Raw genomic sequence first — 3,082 nt, 5'->3', positions numbered from 1 at the left:
CTCGGCGGTCCCACTTCAAATTAGCCCGGATTCCGGTTACGGAACTCTCCGGGCCTACTGACTCAAATTACAAGAAGACTCGTCTGTATTCAACGCCCTCATTTATCAAGGGGTGGTCGGCGTGAGTCTTCGCGCCCGGACCTACTCGCGGAGCCGCCGATTCTTCACCCTCACGCACTGCCCACTGTGCGGGTACGAATTTGACTCCGACGAATCCCGGCCTGACCACCTCGCCGACCACAATCCCGAAGACGCCGGCCTGAACCCGCTCGGGAAAATCGACGAGGACCACGACGCGCCGCTATTCGCGGGTGGTCGCGTTGACTGACGCTCCCGAGTTCGTCGCCGCGTCCGAGCTGCGGACCGACGGCGGCCCGCAGGTCCGCCGGCACGACTATTGGGAAACTGTCGCCGACGACGCGCCCGAAGCCGACGAGTGTACCGTCTGCGGTGCTGACGGCCCGGACTGTCGGCTCGTTCGCCTTCCCGACCGCGACCGCGAGAAAACCGCTCTCTGTGCTTCCTGCCGCTCCCTGTGGGGTGAGGACGTTGGCGAGTGAGAACTTCGACCGCGGAGGTCTTCGCTTCGGGTTCTGGATGCAGTTCTGGGCCTCCGTCTACGCGCTGACGACGGTCTACCCGAATCCTGGGCTAACCAGCCTCGTCGTCGCCGTGCTCGGCGTGCTGGCCGCGCTCATCTACGACAGTCGGCCAGCCGCGTGGGGTGGTCCCGCGTGAGCCGCGCCCGGCAGTCCTCGAAGGCCGCCGGCGAAGCCATCGAAGCCGAAGTGCTGGACCTCGTCCCCGCGCTGCAGTACGTCGGCGACAGTACTGCCGAGTGGCACGACGCCCGCGTTTCCGGCCTTCTCGACGGCAGTGGGCGCGTCACGCTCGGGAGTACGCCGCTCCTCGAAAACGGGACGCCGGTCGAGATTAAGGCCGCCCAGCGCCGACTGAACAGCGGTGCGCGCGGTCGCTTCTACATCCGCCAGCGCCAGCACGAAACGCTCGTCGCGGAGTCGGCGGCCTACCTCTTCGCGGTCTACGACCCCCGCGACCAGCGCGTGCTCGCGATGCTCGCCGTTCCCGCCAGCATCATCGACGAGCTGCTTCCCGACGGTTGGACCAGCGTCGACGGCGACCGTGCCGAGGTCGGCTACCGGCAGCTCGCTTGGAGCCGGCTGCTCGACACCGAGACCGTGGAGGGGTCGGCGTGAACACACTCGACCTCGCCCCCCACGAGTTCGACGCGCACCTCCACTTCGCGGAAAACGACCTCGGCCCATGGTTCGGCGCCGACGCCCTCGTGAAGGATGCTGACGGCAGCCGCTCTGCGGAGTTCACCCACGCCGGCGAGCAGTGGGTCGCACGCCTCTCCTACCGCGACGAGGGCGGGCTGCTCCCGCCGACCGGCGGCGTCACTGACGGCGGCACGTCCGTCGAGCACGAGACCATTCGAGAATTCCAGTTCAAGATTGCCCGCCACCCCGACGAGGACCCTGTCGGCAAGCAGGACTTCACCGCCCATATGTCGCCGCGCTGGGGCGGCCTCCACGCCGAGAACAGCGACGGCGAGGTTGTCGAGATTCCGGTGCCGCCAACCCTGCAGAACGACGGCGTAGACCTCCGCATTCAAGGGTCGAACATCGAATTCACGCGGTATCTCGACCTCTTCCAGACCGCCGCCCGCGTCCTCGGCTTCTCGGCGCGGTATTTCCAGAAGCCCGAGCACACGAGCAACGTCATGGACGCCGAGAAGTACGCCCGCCTCCACCGCGACAGCAGCGGTCCCGTCCACGCTCGTGATGGGCCGATAGCCTCCATGGCGCACCTGCTCGAAGACGACCGAACCGGCTACCGGAAGCTCGTCCAGAACGACAACGACGAGCACGGCAACAACGTCCAGGGCTACTATCACACCGCCACGCTCGACGCCGAACGCCTCGGTGAGGCGTTCCCCGGCCACCAGTACCCCAAGGAGGTCAAACACTACTACGCCCGCGAGGCAGCCACGCTGGACGCCTCCGAAGCGCTAGCGCACCCGAAGGTCGGCGCCAGCCTACAACACTCCTTGCTCGGCCGCGAGCAGACCGTTCGCTACGAGAATCTCGTCGCCCTAGAACGCGAGCTAGACCAGACGGTTCTCTCCGTGCTGTCGGACGCCGGCCTCGACGTTTCGCCCGGTGACATGGGCCGCAGTCCGTACGTCGAGATGGACGCCTACTGGACGCCCTCGACCAGCGAGCGCGGCCCCGACCCGATACAGTTAGACCTCACGCGCATTCGCCAAGAGCAGGAGAGTGTCGTTGTCCGCCACCTCACAGACGGCCTCTCGCCCGTCCAGTGGGAATCCCTGAGCACGCTCGTCGCCGATGGCGGCGAAGTCTCTCCGCAGGACCTCGCCGACGCCAACGACCGCCACGTGGGCAGCGTCCGGCGCGCACTGCGTTCGATGGAGGAACTCGTCTCACGGAAGTACGGCGAGGTCGGGCTGCGCTCTGACTACGTCGCCGAAATGGTCCACGACGCCGTACAGGATGCGCGAGAAGCGACGCGCACGGCCGTCGAGACCTCCGCAAAGGCCATCGAAGCGGCCGAGCGCGGGGCCTCTGACGCGATGGCTGAGTGGGTCGCGTGGTGCAACCGCCACGGCGTCGATATCCGCAACCGAGCGGACGCCCTGGAGATCGACCTCGGCGAGTTTGACGGCGTCACGTGGTCGTACAACGGGATGCCGACGACGGTCTCGCATCGCCTGAAGACAGCCTTCGAGAAGTGGGAGGCCGCCGGTCAGGACCCCGAGCGGTTCCGGCAGGCAGTTGTGAAGTTCCGCGCCAACGGCGTTGAAGGCAAGCGCCGCGCCTGGAAGGCCCTCCGGTAGCCCGGCCCGCGGACAGTGGCAACACCGTCTAGAACCCTGCTTGACGCAACTCTACTTGCCGTGAGACACCTCGATAGTGAAATCTCAGTTGCGATGGGCGTTCTCGACGCGGGCGGCCGGCGCGGTCGCGCCGACGCACCCACGCGGAGAACCTCACGGGGCCCGTTCGGTTCTCCGTTAGGGGTGTGGCTAAGGCCACCA

Annotated in this window: 5 protein-coding genes; all 5 read left to right on the top strand. The window is 66.8% G+C overall.

Annotated features, from left to right (window positions below):
• Positions 1 to 121: 121 nt before the first annotated feature.
• Genes LPA46_RS18560 through LPA46_RS18540 form a run of 5 tightly spaced genes read left to right on the top strand, consistent with a single transcriptional unit; the run spans position 122 to position 2,881 of the window.
• On the top strand, positions 122 to 328 hold the full coding sequence (locus tag LPA46_RS18560; protein WP_230893795.1) for a hypothetical protein: 207 nt from the start codon (positions 122 to 124) through the stop codon (positions 326 to 328).
• On the top strand, positions 321 to 560 hold the full coding sequence (locus LPA46_RS18555; RefSeq protein ID WP_230893794.1) for a hypothetical protein: 240 nt from the start codon (positions 321 to 323) through the stop codon (positions 558 to 560). Before LPA46_RS18560 ends, LPA46_RS18555 begins: the two co-directional genes overlap by 8 nt.
• A complete protein-coding gene (locus tag LPA46_RS18550) occupies positions 550 to 738 on the top strand; it encodes a hypothetical protein (protein ID WP_230893793.1) in 189 nt (62 codons plus the stop codon). Before LPA46_RS18555 ends, LPA46_RS18550 begins: the two co-directional genes overlap by 11 nt.
• A complete protein-coding gene (locus LPA46_RS18545) occupies positions 735 to 1,217 on the top strand; it encodes a hypothetical protein (protein ID WP_230893792.1) in 483 nt (160 codons plus the stop codon). Before LPA46_RS18550 ends, LPA46_RS18545 begins: the two co-directional genes overlap by 4 nt.
• Positions 1,214 to 2,881, top strand: coding sequence for a MarR family transcriptional regulator (locus LPA46_RS18540; RefSeq protein WP_230893791.1), 1,668 nt, complete (start codon positions 1,214 to 1,216; stop codon positions 2,879 to 2,881). The genes LPA46_RS18545 and LPA46_RS18540 overlap by 4 nt, the downstream gene beginning before the upstream one ends.
• Positions 2,882 to 3,082: the final 201 nt, after the last annotated feature.

The sequence above is a fragment of the Halobacterium sp. KA-6 genome (genome assembly GCF_021029015.1).
GTDB lineage: Archaea > Halobacteriota > Halobacteria > Halobacteriales > Halobacteriaceae > Halobacterium.
The sequence above is the reverse complement of the archived record's forward strand: the minus strand, read 5'-3'. Positions and strand labels throughout refer to the sequence as shown.